We start from the raw sequence: 15,882 nt of genomic DNA, 5'->3' as shown, positions 1-15,882 counted from the left end.
CTATTAACCTCTAAGCTTATTTGATATTTCCTTATATCTATTTAAGTGAAATTCAAATCCTACCATGTCACCTATTTTGCGAGCATTTTCAGCATTCATGTAAGCTGTATGCGCATCTTCGTTGGATAATTTACCACTATACCCATTTGAACCAATATCTGTATTTGTAGATATTGATTTTTCCCTATACTGTAAAAGCTTATCAATACTCTCATTATCAAATTTATCTATAACTGATTCATCTAACCCCAACTCTTCATGAATAAATGAAGATAATAGCTCTATTTTTTCTCCATATTTTTCATTTCTTGATTTAGCAGATTCTTTTATTTTATTCTGTTTTTCTAAGTTTGAAGCTAAAAGATTCTCATATTGCGATTGAGTATATCCTCTTTTTTGAGCTTTATCTTTTGATGGCTCAATAATTTTACTATCAATCAAAGAAAAGTTATCAGGTGTTTTATATTCGCTAGGTACAGTAAAAGTATTCTTATTTTGAGAAATATTATCATAACTATTTTTAAGCTCTTTGAATGCATATATTAGATCATCTTGCGACTTATATTTACCCATAATAAGCTCTTGTGGTTGGTTAGTAGTATTATTTTCTGAATTGTTAGCGTTTTGATTTGTTTCATTACTCATGATTATTTTCCTCAATTTTTATGATTTTAATTAAGTCTCTAATTATTTGTCGTTTACCGTCAACAAAAATAAAGTCGTTAGTATTTGCAATATCTCTTGGCGTCTCATGGAATAAAGATTTTTGAAGTTCTTCTAGTAATTTAATTCCATCACTGTTTCCTAAAATTTTATAAACTAATTTATTAATTCTCATAATAAAGTTATATCCAAAGTTTATATTTTATACATGTTAAAAGAGCGATATTATATGGTCTTGTTTCATTACCTACTGAAGTAGTTACATCTGTATCACTATCTTGTGCTTTAATAACTGGCTGACTTCCAGAACCTGCTAAAAACCAATTCTCACCGTATTTAGCTCTATTATATTTATGGTTATGCCTTAGGATATCATCAGCTTGTAAACTACCTAATTGTCTTTTTTTATCTCTTCCAGTTTCACTAGTATTTAATGTCCTAATAAAATTACCTCTTAAATCAGGAAGCCAAAAATCATTAGCATCTTCTTGTACATTATCTAAACCTTTAACAGTATTATAAAGCTCTGCATAAGTAGTTTTGCTCCAATGAGACCCATCTAAAATTAAATAATTATTTGGAACAGATGAGGCATAGAAATAATTCACTTGTCCTATAGGCTCTAAAATTTTTGATAATATATATTTTAATTTTTTTGGGGTAATATAGTCTTGATCATCATTACCATTTTCTACAAATTTAGTAGTAGCTATTTTAGATACTCCTTTTGAAGATTCTGTAGCTAATGATGCATTGCTCATATTCTTATCACATAAAATAGAGTCATTAGTAATAATAGCATTTATACTATCCCTACTCATCATACCACCTTCTCCCTGACCCTCAGATCTAGTAACTATGATAATATCACTAGATATTAGAGAATAAGTTAGTGTTATATAACTAGGGTTTTCTAGTGTTGGTTCACCTATAATAGTTGTTGAATAATCTATATTTTCAGATAATCTTAAACCATTTTTATATACACTAAATCCATTTAAAAAAACATTTTGCCATGGTTCATTATATTCAATTAAGTCTACTTTTTTACCTGTAATATTTGTAACTCTAATTTCTTTAATAATTCCACCTTGAATAGCTGCATATTGTTCTGCTCTAACAGCCCAAAGATATGCACTATAACCTTTATTGCCATATGGATCTGTTATTTCTCCATCAGCAGTTGCCCATTTATTTGACCAATATGCCCCATTATATGAGCTATATCCTTTTCTTCCTGTATGATCTGTATATATTATATTAATATCAGCATTTGCCCAGTTATAAGAATCATTTGTATATCTTATTAAGTCTTTGGCTAACTCATTCTCTAATTCATCTTTTAATTCTTCATAACTAGATGAAATAATAGTATCCCCACTTCTACGCCAAAAACCGCCATCTGTCAAAGGAGTTAGTAGTGTATTATATGAGTTTATTTGATCTTGTTTAACATTAATAGCATATCTGACTGATCTGTCGTCATACAAACTAAAACTATAGTTAATTGGTGTAGTGTGTCTAGCTAATGCTAAGTTAAGGTTATCTGCTGATAGTTCATTTTGAGATGTGAAATCAATATCTGTGTTGCCATTAGATAAAGGCGTAATAGTAATATAATCACCAATAGCAGGGGCTACATTAAAAACTATTTTACCATCTGTAAAATCAGATTCTGTATCAGTATATATTAAATTATAGACTGTATTTGGCAATAAGTCATCAATCTCATTAGGTGTGTTTCCTGAAAGAGTTTTATATACGTTAACTAATGCACCTTTAGGAATCTGAAAAGAAAATGAAAATTCTAATGTAACTCCGTCGCCTATTTCTTGTTTGATAAACATTTTTCACCCCATTATGTAAGAATTAATATTAACCCCATAAGATAGAATTTCTATGTTATAGGGATATTCACTAGTTATCTTTATATGTTTTCTTTGATTGTTTTTGTTAGAAGATCGTATAATTTCTGATTGAGTTTTTAAACTAGCTTGCGTAGATGATAATTCATTTATATCTTTTCTAGCTACAATATTGCCATTAACTTTAAATCTTGAACTGTTATAATAGGCAATGTAATAACTAGATATTTTATTAAAAAAATACTCTCCTTGATTATTACCATACATAGGTACAGACTTAACATAGACATCATTTTTAAAACCAAACTTTGTATATCCAGTAGGTATAGTTGGTGATGTGTTTTTTTCTATAAATAAATAATCGTTAGTAGTTTCATTATATAAATACCCATCACAAGATAGAGGAAAGGTAACACTTTCAGAATAAATAATAGATGTTAAGCCTGATATATTGGATATTAATTCATAGATTCCGCTTTCATTGGCGTTGGTTTCTTGTATGTTAGCAATATAACCATTTTTATTAATAGCGATATTGCCAATAATATATGGTGATATTTTAACTTTAAATAATCCATGATATTGACCAGTACTAATAATAAGATTTAAGAAATAATCATTTTCATAGATGAATGTTAGAGCCTTCTGATTCATAAGACTACTATCTAACACATCTAATTGTTTAATATTATCCTTAATATACATTCCCTCTGTAACGTTAATTATTGTTCCATCAGGAGCAAAAGAAATAATTCTTTTACCTGTTTTATCTACAGTGTATACATTATTATTATATACTTTAGGTTTTACATTTGATGATCCAAAGTCAGATAACTTTGTTGATATAAAGTTTTGTGGTGTAATACCTTCATCTACTGCTTGTAATACTAAATGTTCATGACTATCTGAAAATATAAATAATCCTTTAAGACCTGTTATATGCATTATTTCAGAGCTACTACTTTCTTTGAGAACATAAACTATAGCCTCTGCTGGTAATCCTTTACCTACATTGAAATTATTAATAACATTTATTTTAGATCCACATATTAACATTGGTAAATCTCTAGTATTAGCAAAATATAGTCGTCCACCAAAAAAGCTTACTTTTTTAGGGTATTGAGTATCATTGTAAAAAATTACTTGTTGTAATGATACTCTATTACCATTAGTAGTAACTAAGTCGAAACTATGAATCACGGATAAAATTAAAGTTACGGTATCACCAATAACTGATATACTCTGAATTATTCCATATCCTAAATAATCGCTTGTATTTGTTCCTAATGAATATATAGCTCCGCCAATCCATAAGTTTTGTTTGTTAAATAAAGCACCCGAACCACCACCTGTAACTGTACATTTTACTGATGAATTTTCATCAGTATTATCTAATTTCTCAAAAAAGAAATTGAAATAAGAATAGTTAAATTTGCCAAAATCCATAGTAGGTTGGTGAGAAAATATAAAGTCTGATGCAGATGTTATTCCTGCGCTACTAAAAGAATAATAAGCTGGTTTTTGATTAATATGAGTGAAGATAATCTTATTTTCAAAGACTACATAATCCAATACCTTAGACTTGGTTGCATTAGAATAACCACTTAAAAGTACATAATCACCGTCATTATTCCTCGATAATACTTGTACACTAATACCCGTTTTATTAGTTTTATTATAATAGTCAACTACAAAGAAATAGTTACTTCCCAAATATTCCGCTGAAAATGTAAGATATGATGATAAATCTGTACTATCAGCTCTGCGTGTGCTTAACATCCTTTTAAGTGTTTGTGATTTGGTTAAATACATATTTTCTATAGCTAATGCAGAAGAATAATATAATCTATTATTTGATGCTGATATAAGATCAGGGTTTATCTCTCCACTTATCCAACTATTCTGCTTTATAATTCCCATTTATCTATACCTTTCTATATAGTTAAATTTTCTTAGTTTGCCATTATTAGTAGCATCAATACTAATAGCATTACTAATCTCTATACTAGCTCTTTGTGTATAGTGTTGTAATAAAGTAGGGTTATTCATCAATGAAGCGCTAACTTCTGAAAGAATTTTATAAGCTAAAGCTAATTTAAATGATTGTGGTGTAGTATCTATATTATAATTGCCTATTATATATTCGATAGTTATGTATTCTTTATTACTATATAGAGAATTGCCTTTTATTTGATAATCATTTTCATAAGTATCATAATTATGATATCCAGAGTTAGCATAATAAACTCTAACTATTCTTAGAAAGTTATTTGGTATTTCATAGGCATACTTGTACTTAGGGTTATTATTTGTAGATAATCTATTGAGTGTCCTATATTCGACTGCCCAAGACCAATTATGATCTTCTAATAGATAGCTATACATGCTTGGAACTATAGCATTAATAACTTTAGCCCAATCATCATCTTGGATAGAGTTTACTTTTTCAGCTCCCATTAAAGGCAAGCATAAATTAACTATATTAAGTGACATAACCATATAAGAAAATATATTAATATATATAATTATATAAAATATATTGTGTCGTGAAAAATTAACTAATGATATTAGGCAGAGAGGTTTAGGTATTTAGTTGTAAAATAAGTAAGTATATTACCTATTTGTTACCTATTAAAAATATAAGTTAAATATAAATATCTCTAAAAGTATTGTATTTAAAGGTTTGCAGAGATATTTATTTTATACACTATGGCACACCCAAAGGGATTCGAACCCCTAACCGCTCGGTTCGTAGCCGAGTACTCTATCCAGTTGAGCTATGGGTGCAAAAGATGAGAGGTATTATAAATACTTATTTTTAGTTAGTCAAGTTGGTTATGTCATTAATCACATCAATTAATGAATTTTCTAACTCTTCGTCACTTAGTGTTGTATTATCTATTACAAAATCAGCTATTTTTTCTCTTTCTTTATCGGATATTTGTAAGTTTATAAAAGCTACGGCTTGCTGTCTATCTTTACCATCGCGTTCCATAAGTCTTCTAATTTTAGTTTCTAGATCAGCCTTTAGAACAATTACTTTTTTTAAGTAATCATAATGACGGAAGTTATATGGGCCAAGTAGAGGGATGTCAACTATAGTCATTGCAGTGTCTGACTCTCTAACCTGTTTCTTTATCTCTCTGTTTATAACCGGATGAAGGTAATCTTCAAGCCATTTTTTAGCTTCTTTAGATTCAGTAATAATAGCTCTAAGCATCGCTCTATTTATTTGCTTGTTTATAACTATTTCACTACCAAATTTCTCAGCAATTTTTTTGATAACAGAGGGCTTTTTGGTAATCTCCCTACTAATTGTATCAGCACAAACTATATTAAGATCAAGTTTTTCTTTTAATATTTTTGTTGCTGTAGATTTACCGCTAGCAATGCCACCTGTAATACCTATTGGATATGTGTTTATAACGCTCATTTATTTATAACTAATAATAATCCTTTGAGATAAGATTCTAATGTTTTTTTTTAGTAATGTCATATAATTTTTGCTTAAAATCAGCACTCAGTCTAAAATATGTCTAATTTTTATCATATTAAAGCTCTATATGACTCTAAAAAATATCTTAATAGACAAAATCAAGTCTAATAAAAATGATTTCTCTTTCCGAGAGTTTATGCAAGCTGCATTATATTTTCCAGAGCTTGGTTATTATTCATCTAGTAAAGAAAAAATTTCTTCTAAAGGTGATTTTATAACTACAACATCGCAAACTTCTTTGTTTGCGTGCACTTTTGCAAGACAGTTTATGTTGGTACTTTCTAAGCTTGGATGTGATACAAGTGTTGTTGAATTTGGTGCAGGTAACGGTAAGTTTGCTAGTGATTGTATGGGCGAGCTTGATAGATTAGGAACATTACCAGAAAAGTATATAATCATTGAATTAAGTGCTGATTTAAAACTTAGACAGCAGGAGTATATTAAGAAGAATATCCCTCATTTATATGATAAATTTAACTGGTTGAATTGTCTGCCTAAAGAAAAAATCAAAGCCGTGGTTTTTGCTAATGAAGTGTTGGATGCTATGCCAGTAGATATTTTTAAAGTTAAAAATAATCAACTAATTCAGCAAGGTGTTGATATGGTCGATGGTATATTTAAACTCTCTGATTTATTAAAGAATGATCAACGCTTTAATGATGAGGTAAGCCGGATTATTCAAGATGATATAACTTTTGAGGAAGGTTATACTAGCGAGTTAAATACTTGGGTAGGGCCATGGATTGCAGCCTTAAAAGATTCTTTATCTCAAGGGATGGTTTTTTTGTGTGATTATGGGTATCACCGAGATTTATATTATTCTAAAGATAGAAAAATGGGAACATTAGCATGTTATTATAAGCACGAAGTGAATTTTGATCCATTTATTAATATTGGTGAGCAAGATATTACTGCGCATGTTGATTTTACTGCAGTTGCAGAAGCAATAGTTGCTAATGGCTTTCAGCTAGATGGTTATATAGCGCAAGCAAATTTTTTGAAAAGGGCTAATATATCAGAGGTTTTTTTAGACTTATCAAAGAAGTTAAGCCCTGTGGAGCAGTTAAGGTATAATAATGATATGAAAGATCTTGTCTTAAATGATAAGCTTGCGGAAGTTTTTAAGGTTTTTGGTTTTTCTATAAATCTTGATTTAGTTTTAGATGCTTTTGATAACGCGGATAATATCGATTATTTGTTATAATAAGTATTTATTTGAATGGCATTTTTTAAAAAATAGCTATTTTGCACATCAGAGAGTTTTGTTAGCTCTTTAAAAAAAGTGATTGATTAATATTGGGAGTTAACCAGTCTGTTACTGGTTGATGTTGTTTATATATTAACTTATAATCGCACTAATAAAATTTTGTTTTCATAGATATTCGATTACTTCGGAGGATAAAGGATGTCGGATTTTACTAAAGATATAGATGTTTTAGAGACTCAAGAATGGCTTGAGGCTTTTGAAGATGTCGTAAAAAGAGAGGGTGCTGATAGAGCAAAGTTTTTGTTTGAGCAGCTTTTGACTAAAGGTAGTGAGCTTGGCGTTGAGAGTTCTTATTCTACAGCTAAAGTTAAAAAATATATCAATTCAATTGATGTGAGTAATCAGCCTAGCTATCCAGGTGATATGGATATTGAGAAGAAGATTGAAGCTGTCAATAGATGGAACTCAACTGTGATAGTAGCTTACGCTAATAAAAAAGATGGTTCGATAGGCGGTCATATTGGTACAGGCGCTGGTGCGATGACTTTATATGAAGTAGGTTTTAATCATTTTTGGAAAGCTCCTAATGAAAACCATGCTGGTGATCTGATTTTTTATCAAGGTCATTTATCACCTATTGTATATGCTAGATCATTCCTTGAGGGTCGTATCTCATCACAGCAGTTAGATAATTTTAGGAAGCAAGCATTTAATGGTGAGAATGCTGTTTCATCGTATCCACATCCGTATTTGCAGCCTACTTATTGGCAGTTCCCTACAGTTTCTATGGGTCTTGGACCATTGCAGGCTATTTATCAAGCTAGGTTTATGAAATATCTAGAAGCTAGAGGTTTAGCAGAGACTTCTGATCGTAGAGTATGGGCGTTTTGTGGTGATGGTGAAATGGATGAGCCAGAGTCAATCGGTTCTATTACTAGAGCAGGACGAGAAGGCCTAGATAATCTTATATTTGTCGTTAACTGTAACTTACAGAGACTAGATGGTCTTGTAAATGGTAATGGTAATATTGTAGAAGAACTGGCAGATGTGTTTAAGGGTGCTGGCTGGAATGTTATAAAAGTATTATGGAGTAGCGATTGGGATAGGCTTCTTGCAGATCAGAAAGCTGGTAAGAAACTTGCTGATAGATTAAGTTCATTGAATGATGGCCAATTTCATACTATCAAAGCCCATGGTGCTGAAGAATGCCGTAAAGTTGTATTTAGTGGTGATGAAGATTTAGAAGCTTTAGCTAAAGATATGTCGGATGATGATATTGCGGCATTGCGTCGAGGTGGTCACGATCCTCTTAAAGTATATGCAGCATATAAAAAGGCTACAGAAGAAGCTAATGGTAAGCCAACTCTTATTTTACCAATGACTGTGAAAGGTTATGGTTTAGGTGAGTATGGCGAGTCTAAAAATATTGCTCATAATGTTAAAAAGTTAGATACAGATGCTCTTGAGTATATTAAAGAAAGATTTGATGTGCCTGCAACTAAAGAAGATGTTGATAATTATAAGCTTATAAAGCTTGATGAAGATTCTGAAGAGATGAAGTATCTTCACTCTAAAAGAAAAAGTCTTGGAGGATATATTCCAGCAAGACGTGAAAATAATAAAGCGTTAGATATTCCAAATTATCAAGATTTTGCTGGTAAGTTATTAGAAGATAGTGGTGAGAGAGAGTTTTCAACTACTACAGCATTTGTGAGAATGCTGACTCATTTAGCAAAAGATAAGAAACTTGGTAAGCACTTAGTCCCAATTACAGTTGATGAATCTCGTACTTTTGGTATGGAAGGTTTATTCAGACAGTTAGGTATTTATAATCCTAAGGGTCAGCAATATGTTCCAGAAGATAAAAAACAAGTGATGTTTTATAAAGAAGCTGTGGATGGTCAAATTTTACAAGAAGGTATCAACGAGCAGGGTGGTTTTTGTTCATGGATAGCTGCTGCTACTTCATACAGTGTGCATAATGTACCAATGATTCCATTTATGATTTACTATTCTATGTTTGGTTTCCAAAGATTTGGTGATCTAGCATGGGCTGCTGGTGATTCTATGGCAAAAGGTTTTGTGATTGGTGGTACAGCAGGACGTACGACACTAAATGGTGAAGGATTACAGCATGAAGATGGCCATAGCCATATTCAGGCAGGGCTTATTCCAAATTGTGTGTCTTATGATCCTACTTATGCTTATGAACTAGCTGTAATTTTAGATTCTGGTATGAAGAGAATGTATGTTAATGGTGATAAGGTTTATTATTATATTACAGTGATGAATGAGAATTATACTCATAGAGCTATGCCAAAAGGTAGCGAAGAGGGTATTATTAAGGGTTTATATAAGCTTGAAGATAATAAGCCGGCTGAGAAGCATGTACAACTTATGGGTTCTGGAACAATCCTGAAAGAGGTTGAAGCAGCTGCAGTAATGCTAAAAGATGAGTATGGTATAACTTCTAACATATGGAGCATGACTAGTTCAAATGAACTTTATCGTGAAGCTAAAAATATTGCTAGAGAAAATATGTTACACCCTATAGCTAAGCCTCAAGAAAGCTATGTAACTAAGTGCTTTAAAGGTGAGCAAGGCCCTGTAATAGCCTCTACAGACTATATTAAGCTTTATACTGATCAGCTTAGAGAGTTTATTCCAAATACATTTGTAAATTTAGGTACAGATGGTTTTGGAAGATCTGATACACGTGATGCCTTAAGGAGTTTCTTTGAGGTTGATAGATATCATGTGGTGGTGGCAGCATTATTTGGCCTGGCTAAAGAAGGTAAAATAAAAGAAACTGAAGTTAAAAAAGCTATCGAGAAGTATAATATAGATCCAGAGCGTGTAGCGCCACTATATAGCTAATTGAGGAGATATTGATGTCTATAGAAATAGTTAAAGTACCAGATATTGGTGATTATGATGCTGCTGAAATTATTGAAGTGAATGTTGCAGTTGGTGATATGATTTCAGAAGAAGATGCATTGATTACGTTAGAAACTGATAAGGCTAGTATGGAAGTACCATCACCTATTGCGGGTAAGGTAACAAAAATCATGGTGAAAGTTGGTGATAAAATTGGTGAGGGCGATGCGATAGTAGAAGTGGAGCTTGAGGGTGGTAATATGACCAAAGAAACTAAACCTGTTGAGCAAAAACAAAAAGATTTATCATCTGGATCGGCCAAAATTGTTGAAGTTGCTGTACCAGATATTGGTGATTATGATGCCGCTGAAATTATTGAAATGGCTGTGAAAGTTGGGGATGTGATTTCAGAGGAAGATTCATTAATTACTTTAGAAACTGATAAAGCAAGTATGGACGTTCCATCGCCTGTATCAGGTAAAGTTACAGAAATTCTTGTGAAAATAGGTGATAAGGTTGGCGAAGGTGACCAAATTCTTAAAGTAGAGTCAGGATCAAGTAGTTCAGAGGGTTCTAATGATTCTAATTCAAGTGATGATTTTAAAAATAACTCTACTGAGCAATCATCGGTTGGTAAAGTGGTCGATGTTGAAGTGCCAGATATTGGTGACTATGATGCTGCTGAAATTATTGAAATTGCTGTAAAGATTGGTGATAAAATTAAAGAAGAAGATGCTTTAATTACACTAGAGACTGACAAAGCTAGTATGGACGTGCCATCTCCAGTGACTGGTGAAGTTACTGAAGTTTTGGTGGGCGTTGGTGATAAGGTTGGCGAAGGTAAACTTATTTTAAAGGTGAAAACAGAAGATTCTATGGCTGAGCCAAGTAAATCTGCTAAGCCAGAAGCACCTAAAAAACAGGAGTTACAGTCTGCTCAATCATTAGCTAAAAATAGTGTCAATGAGTATGAGGTTAATAACTCTAATGCTCATGCATCACCGGCAGTTAGAAAGCTTGCTAGAATTTTAAATGTAGATCTAAGCAAAGTAAAAGCTACTGGTCGTAAAGGTAGAGTGTCAAAAGAAGATTGTTATAATTATATTAAAAATGCAGTAACTCAAGTTCAAACTGGTAAAGTTGCAGCAAGTGGTTCAGGTCTTGATTTATTGGCTGATCCCGTTGTTGATTTTTCTAAATTTGGTGAGATTGAAACTAAACCTTTAACTCGCATCAACAAAATTAGTGCAAAAAATCTACATAGAAACTGGGTTAAGATTCCACATGTAACCTTTTATGATGATGCTGATATTTCTGATCTTGAAGAGTTTAGGAAGTCTAAGAAAGCATTTGCAGAGAAGATGGGAGTGAAAATCACACCATTATCATTCTTAGTAAAAGCTGCTGCAGTAGCATTGCAAGAATTCCCTAGAATGAATAGTTCGCTTTCAAATGATGGTGAAAATTTGATTCTTAAAAAATACTATAACATAGGTTTTGCTGCAGATACTCCTGCGGGACTTATGGTCCCTGTTATTAAGGATGCTGATAAAAAAGGTATCATCGAAATATCAAAAGATATTATGGAATTAGCAGGTAAAGCTCGTGATGGTAAGCTTGGTAGCAAAGATATGTCAGGGGCTACATTTACTATTTCAAGTATAGGGGTGTTAGGAACTACAGCATTTACACCAATTATAAATATGCCAGAAGTTGCTATTATGGGTGTCTCAAAAGCTGCTGTTAAGCCAGTTTGGAATGGTAAAGAGTTTGTGCCAAAAACTATGCTTCCATTATCTATGTCAGCAGATCATAGAGTTATTGATGGAGCATTAGCTGCTAAATTCTTAACTAGATATAGTCAGATATTATCTGATTTACGTGAAATCATAATGTAACACGGAGTTTAATAAAAAATGAGTGATATTAAAACACAAGTAGTAGTGCTAGGTAGTGGTCCTGGTGGTTATAGTGCGGCTTTTAGAGCAGCAGATTTAGGGTTAAAAGTAACTTTAGTTGAGAAGTATGCAGAGATTGGTGGCGTATGTTTGAATGTGGGTTGTATCCCATCAAAAGCAATGTTGCATATTGCCAAAGTAATCAATGAAACTCGTCATCTTGAGTCTTTAGGTATCGTAGAAGTTGGCGATATGAAAATCAATAAAGATAAAGTTGTGAAATACAAAGAAGGCGTTGTAGGAAAACTTACAGCAGGTCTTAAAGGTATGGCGAAAGCTCGTAAAGTTGATATTGTGCAAGGTTTTGGTAAGTTTACATCAGATAAGGAAATTGCTGTAGAGACTGCCGATGGTGTTAAAACTATAGCTTTTGATAACTGTATTATTGCGGTTGGTTCGAGTGTGATTAATCTACCATTCGTACCAGAAGATGATCGCATTATCGATTCAACAGGTGCCTTAGAGATGAAAGAGATTCCTGAAACAATGCTTGTTGTTGGTGGTGGTATTATTGGTCTTGAGATGGCTCAGGTTTATAGTGAACTAGGTACTAAAATTACAGTTGTAGAGTTTAGTGATCAGCTTATGAATGGGGTTGATAAAGATATCGTTAAAGCTTATCAAAAAATGAATGCTCGTTACGAAATTCGCCTAAAAACAGGTGTAACTGCGATGGAAGCTAAAAAAGATGGTATTTATGTAACTATGGAGGGTGATCATGGTGCTAAAGATGAACGCTATGATCGCGTACTTATGGCTATTGGACGTAAACCAAACGGTAAGCTGATCGATGCTGAAAAAGCAGGTGTAAAGGTTGATGAAAGAGGTTTTATAGCAACAGATAAGCAAATGCGTACAAATATATCAAATATATTCGCAATTGGAGATGTTGTTGGTCAACCTATGCTTGCTCATAAAGCTGTGCCTGAAGGTAGAATAGCTGCTGAAGTTATCTCTGGCTTGAATCATAGTTTTGATCCACTGGTGATTCCATCTGTTGCATATACAGACCCTGAGGTTGCCTGGGTTGGTGAAACAGAAGCCTCTGCAAAAGCTAAGGGTATCAAGTATGAGAAAGGAGTGTTTCCGTGGGCTGCTAGTGGTAGATCATTAAGTATTGATAGGTCAGAAGGTATGACTAAAGTATTATTTGATGAAAATCATAAAATTATTGGTACGTCAATTGTTGGTACTAATGCAGGTGAACTTATCGCAGAATCTACGCTTGCAATAGAAATGGGTTGTGATGCTGAAGATATAGCTCTTACAGTTCATCCACATCCTACGCTTTCTGAAAGTTTGATGATGGCTACAGAAGTTTTCGAGGGTACTGCGACAGATCTTCCTCCTCAGAGAAAAAGGAAGTAATTTCTATTTAAATAAATGCTATACTTTGGCATCCTAATCTTTATTTTTGTTCTATGAATTGGCCAGATATTATTTTTATAGAAAAACAAAAGGAATATTTTAAGCAATTACTTATTTCTTTAGATGCTGAGCAAGCTAATGGTAAAACTATATTTCCTGCTAAAGCAGATATTTTTAATGCTTTTGATTATACTGATTTTGATGGATTAAAAGTTGTGATATTAGGTCAGGACCCATATCATAATTATAACCAAGCACATGGTTTAGCGTTTTCAGTGCAGAAAGAAGTTCAAATTCCACCATCATTACGAAATATATATAAAGAGCTTAATAATAGTATTGAAGATTTTGAGACCCCAAATCATGGTTGCCTTACTAAGTGGGCAAAACAAGGGGTGTTTCTTTTGAATACTACTCTAACTGTAGAGGCTCATAAGGCGAATTCTCATAAGAATATCGGTTGGGAAGTATTTACGGATACTGTCATTCGCAAGATATCTGATTATAAACAAAACGTTGTCTTTATGCTTTGGGGATCTCATGCACGCAAGAAAAAAACTTTGATTGATAGTTCAAAACATTTAATTTTAGAATCATCACACCCATCACCACTTTCTGCCTACCGTGGTTTTTTAGGGTGTAGACATTTTAAATTATGTAATGATCATTTAAGAATTAATCAACTTGATACTATAGATTGGGGTGGCTTGTAATTATTGATTTATAATTTTCCAAGGTTGTCCTTGATCGTGATTATTTATTGGGTTATCGCCTTTGCTCCACCATTGAGCCTGGTATGTTACGTTGTTTATTGTGACAGTATCACCTACATCATATGCTTTGTTTGGTTCCCATGTTCCTATTTGTTTGGGAGGGTTGAGGTTTTTCCAAGCAGAGTTAGAATATGCTCCTGTAGGACTATAGGTTGGCTGGTTACACCATGCCGCTACTAAACATTGATATTCACTACCTCCTGCTTTAACAACAGTTCCAGTTTGGTAGTGACCAATACCATTGGGGTATGTGAATTGTGGCTTTGGTGCTGGCCCTGGTTGTTTGTCAAATGTTTTACTGAAATCGATATTTTGCTGTTGAGAAAGGTTTGTTATGGCGTTTTCAAGGATGTCGTAAATAATCTGGCGCTGATGGTCTTGAGTGTTTGGATTGTTTGAAAAATCAAGATCATTAGGGATTTTACCATAAGTCTTTGTCGCCTGCTGAATTGCTTGTTCAAATGCTTGGTTTGCAGCACCAGTAGTAATAAATTGTAGCTTACTATTGCTATCTCGGTAAGATAATTTGTGCATAATTAAGGCGAAGGTGTTTTTTAAGTCAGCAATAGCAACAATTACTTGATTATCAACACTAACTCCCGTATTTGCTAATTTACTATCATTATTGTTGATAATTTGATTTATGTAAAATGATACTTGGCGTGGATAACGATAATAAGTTGCTGGCCCAGAGCTTGGGTTATCAACACCTATGGCTTCTTGATAAGCTGTAGTGTCAAGTGTCCAGCTATTGATTTTATCATAGGTTTGTTGATTGGGATTGGAGCAAATATCTAGATATGCTTTTAAAACAGGACTATAGCTGCCAGCATTGTAAACTACATTTATTGCAAATGGGAAGGCAAGGTTTTTGGTTGTGTTTTTAGGGTCTTGAGAGGCGTTTAAGCATTCTTGCCATTGTTGGTGGTAAACATACCAATTTTGCTTAGCATTAATATTCATGCGATTAATATCATTAAAGTGATAGAATGCTGTGATCATAGGCCCTGAATAAATGTTCTCAAGGGCCACAGGCCCTCTTAGCTTTGTTTGGCTACCGTCATCTTGAGCTGTGATGGAATACCCTAATATTTTAGCAATAGCATTGTAGTTTACTAACCCTAATGATCCTTCAGTACCGACATTTGGAAGCCTTTTTGAATAATCATTAATTTGATATGGTCCTCCCTGGCCGGCACTTAGTAGTGTGTTTGAATAGATGGAGTTGTCAATTAATTGCTCAGGATCATTTATCTTGAAGCTATCGTTTATTTGTGAACTCATGTCAGATTCTTGCATTAATTGCCCAATCAAGGAATTGTATAAATAATCTTTATTAAAACTCATTTTTGGATATTTTTGTTTTATTAGCTCTCCATACATTACGCCAGCTATTAGATTTGACATTATTACAGTATTAGCATATTCTGTATCGGTTTTAAAAATATCATGTGATGATGAGTCGGTTAGTGGAAAGGTGTTGTGATAAAGTACTTCACCACTTTTTAATTGAATATTTGTTTGTGCAGATCCAATGGTAGGAAGTGTTGCTATAGCTAGGCATGATAGTAAAAATTTGTGTTTCATTTTTGTGTTCCAATTTTTCTTAATAAGTTTAAAAGTTTAGTTTGTGAATGTTTCATAGTCTAGTCTTATTTACGGCAATTGCCTAAAA

Annotated in this window: 12 protein-coding genes and 1 tRNA gene; 5 read left to right on the top strand and 8 right to left on the bottom strand. The window is 32.9% G+C overall.

The window, feature by feature from the left end:
• Positions 1 to 3 precede the first annotated feature (3 nt).
• The 7 genes from ACR0PV_RS08250 to coaE form a co-directional block, all read right to left on the bottom strand.
• Positions 4 to 645, bottom strand: coding sequence for a hypothetical protein (locus tag ACR0PV_RS08250; RefSeq protein ID WP_488172629.1), 642 nt, complete (start codon positions 643 to 645; stop codon positions 4 to 6).
• On the bottom strand, positions 638 to 838 hold the full coding sequence (locus ACR0PV_RS08245; protein ID WP_488172628.1) for a hypothetical protein: 201 nt from the start codon (positions 836 to 838) through the stop codon (positions 638 to 640). The genes ACR0PV_RS08250 and ACR0PV_RS08245 overlap by 8 nt, the downstream gene beginning before the upstream one ends.
• 7 nt (positions 839 to 845) lie before the next feature.
• A complete protein-coding gene (locus ACR0PV_RS08240; RefSeq protein ID WP_488172627.1) occupies positions 846 to 2,510 on the bottom strand; it encodes a phage tail protein in 1,665 nt (554 codons plus the stop codon).
• 3 nt (positions 2,511 to 2,513) lie between these two features.
• Complete coding sequence (locus ACR0PV_RS08235) at positions 2,514 to 4,448, bottom strand: hypothetical protein (protein ID WP_488172626.1); 1,935 nt, start codon at positions 4,446 to 4,448, stop codon at positions 2,514 to 2,516.
• Complete coding sequence (locus ACR0PV_RS08230; RefSeq protein WP_488172625.1) at positions 4,449 to 5,027, bottom strand: phage connector family protein; 579 nt, start codon at positions 5,025 to 5,027, stop codon at positions 4,449 to 4,451.
• A gap of 211 nt (positions 5,028 to 5,238) precedes the next feature.
• Positions 5,239 to 5,315, bottom strand: a tRNA-Arg gene (locus ACR0PV_RS08225).
• A 31-nt stretch (positions 5,316 to 5,346) separates the two neighbouring features.
• Complete coding sequence (gene coaE, locus ACR0PV_RS08220; RefSeq protein WP_488172624.1) at positions 5,347 to 5,961, bottom strand: dephospho-CoA kinase; 615 nt, start codon at positions 5,959 to 5,961, stop codon at positions 5,347 to 5,349.
• 130 nt (positions 5,962 to 6,091) lie between these two features.
• Here coaE and ACR0PV_RS08215 point away from each other — a divergent pair, with 130 nt between their 5' ends.
• From ACR0PV_RS08215 to ung, 5 genes are all read left to right on the top strand, one after another.
• Complete coding sequence (locus ACR0PV_RS08215) at positions 6,092 to 7,228, top strand: class I SAM-dependent methyltransferase (RefSeq protein ID WP_488172623.1); 1,137 nt, start codon at positions 6,092 to 6,094, stop codon at positions 7,226 to 7,228.
• Positions 7,229 to 7,429: 201 nt separating this feature from the next.
• Positions 7,430 to 10,108, top strand: coding sequence for a pyruvate dehydrogenase (acetyl-transferring), homodimeric type (gene aceE / locus ACR0PV_RS08210; protein ID WP_488172622.1), 2,679 nt, complete (start codon positions 7,430 to 7,432; stop codon positions 10,106 to 10,108).
• Positions 10,109 to 10,122: 14 nt separating this feature from the next.
• A complete protein-coding gene (gene aceF, locus ACR0PV_RS08205) occupies positions 10,123 to 12,006 on the top strand; it encodes a pyruvate dehydrogenase complex dihydrolipoyllysine-residue acetyltransferase (protein ID WP_488172621.1) in 1,884 nt (627 codons plus the stop codon).
• A gap of 18 nt (positions 12,007 to 12,024) precedes the next feature.
• Positions 12,025 to 13,434: a dihydrolipoyl dehydrogenase gene (lpdA, locus tag ACR0PV_RS08200; RefSeq protein ID WP_488172620.1), complete on the top strand. Its 1,410-nt coding sequence runs from the start codon at positions 12,025 to 12,027 to the stop codon at positions 13,432 to 13,434.
• Positions 13,435 to 13,487: 53 nt separating this feature from the next.
• Entirely contained in the window at positions 13,488 to 14,147 is a 660-nt protein-coding gene (gene ung, locus ACR0PV_RS08195) for a uracil-DNA glycosylase (RefSeq protein ID WP_488172619.1), read from the top strand.
• Here ung and ACR0PV_RS08190 read toward each other — a convergent pair whose 3' ends face one another.
• Complete coding sequence (locus ACR0PV_RS08190) at positions 14,148 to 15,794, bottom strand: carbohydrate-binding protein (RefSeq protein ID WP_488172618.1); 1,647 nt, start codon at positions 15,792 to 15,794, stop codon at positions 14,148 to 14,150.
• Between the last annotated feature and the right edge of the window lie 88 nt (positions 15,795 to 15,882).

The sequence above is a fragment of the Francisella sp. AG1 genome (genome assembly GCF_057683165.1).
The sequence above is the reverse complement of the archived record's forward strand: the minus strand, read 5'-3'. Positions and strand labels throughout refer to the sequence as shown.

Excerpts from the sequence above, each read along its gene's own strand:
- ACR0PV_RS08240 (WP_488172627.1), bottom strand. The coding sequence starts at position 2,510 with ATGTTTATCAAACAAGAAATAGGCGACGGAGTTACATTAGAATTTTCA.
- ACR0PV_RS08230 (WP_488172625.1), bottom strand. The coding sequence starts at position 5,027 with ATGGTTATGTCACTTAATATAGTTAATTTATGCTTGCCTTTAATGGGA.
- ACR0PV_RS08245 (WP_488172628.1), bottom strand. The coding sequence starts at position 838 with ATGAGAATTAATAAATTAGTTTATAAAATTTTAGGAAACAGTGATGGA.
- aceF (WP_488172621.1), top strand. The coding sequence starts at position 10,123 with ATGTCTATAGAAATAGTTAAAGTACCAGATATTGGTGATTATGATGCT.
- ACR0PV_RS08190 (WP_488172618.1), bottom strand. The coding sequence starts at position 15,794 with ATGAAACACAAATTTTTACTATCATGCCTAGCTATAGCAACACTTCCT.
- ung (WP_488172619.1), top strand. The coding sequence starts at position 13,488 with ATGAATTGGCCAGATATTATTTTTATAGAAAAACAAAAGGAATATTTT.
- ACR0PV_RS08215 (WP_488172623.1), top strand. The coding sequence starts at position 6,092 with ATGACTCTAAAAAATATCTTAATAGACAAAATCAAGTCTAATAAAAAT.
- aceE (WP_488172622.1), top strand. The coding sequence starts at position 7,430 with ATGTCGGATTTTACTAAAGATATAGATGTTTTAGAGACTCAAGAATGG.
- lpdA (WP_488172620.1), top strand. The coding sequence starts at position 12,025 with ATGAGTGATATTAAAACACAAGTAGTAGTGCTAGGTAGTGGTCCTGGT.
- ACR0PV_RS08250 (WP_488172629.1), bottom strand. The coding sequence starts at position 645 with ATGAGTAATGAAACAAATCAAAACGCTAACAATTCAGAAAATAATACT.
- coaE (WP_488172624.1), bottom strand. The coding sequence starts at position 5,961 with ATGAGCGTTATAAACACATATCCAATAGGTATTACAGGTGGCATTGCT.
- ACR0PV_RS08235 (WP_488172626.1), bottom strand. The coding sequence starts at position 4,448 with ATGGGAATTATAAAGCAGAATAGTTGGATAAGTGGAGAGATAAACCCT.